The sequence below is a fragment of the Nguyenibacter vanlangensis genome (assembly GCF_013376155.1).
Lineage (GTDB): Bacteria > Pseudomonadota > Alphaproteobacteria > Acetobacterales > Acetobacteraceae > Gluconacetobacter > Gluconacetobacter vanlangensis.
The window spans coordinates 1-521 of the sequence record NZ_JABXXP010001278.1 but is presented as its reverse complement, the minus strand read 5'-3'; the positions used below and the strand labels follow the sequence as shown (position 1 = coordinate 521).

Sequence of the window (521 nt, the reverse complement as noted above, 5' to 3'; positions counted from 1 at the left end):
CCGAGGATGCCGCGCTGTCGGTGGCCGGGGTGACCAACAGCAATGGCGGGTCGGCCACCGCCAGCCTGTCGGACATCGTGCTGATGAGTTCGGCCGGGTTTTCGGGCCGCTATGCGCGCAGCGGCCATTCGGTGTCGGCCAGCGTACTGGCCGGGCACGGCACGGGCATGCAACGCGACTATGATTATCACAGCACGGTGCATCTGGCCGACCTGGACGATCCCGCCGCGATCGGACGCAGCGCCGGCGAGCGCACGGTCGCGCGGCTGAATCCCGGCCGGCCGCGCACCGGCAGGATGGCGGTGGTGTACGATCCGCGCGTGTCGGCCAGCCTGCTGGGGCATCTGGCCGGCGCGGTCAACGGCAACGCGATCGCGAGGGGCACGTCCTTCCTGAAGGACCGGATGGGCCAGCGAATCATGCCGGCCGGCCTCGACATCCTGGACGACCCCACGCGACCGCGCGGCCTGGCGGCGCACCCGTTCGACGGCGAAGGCGTGCGGAGCGGCGTGCTGGAGATC

The 521-nt window shown here is 71.4% G+C and carries 1 protein-coding gene; it reads left to right on the top strand.

Annotated elements, in window-relative coordinates; genetic code table 11:
• On the top strand, nucleotides 1-521 hold a 521-nt coding region (locus HUK84_RS22580; RefSeq protein ID WP_246285852.1), incomplete at both ends, for a TldD/PmbA family protein.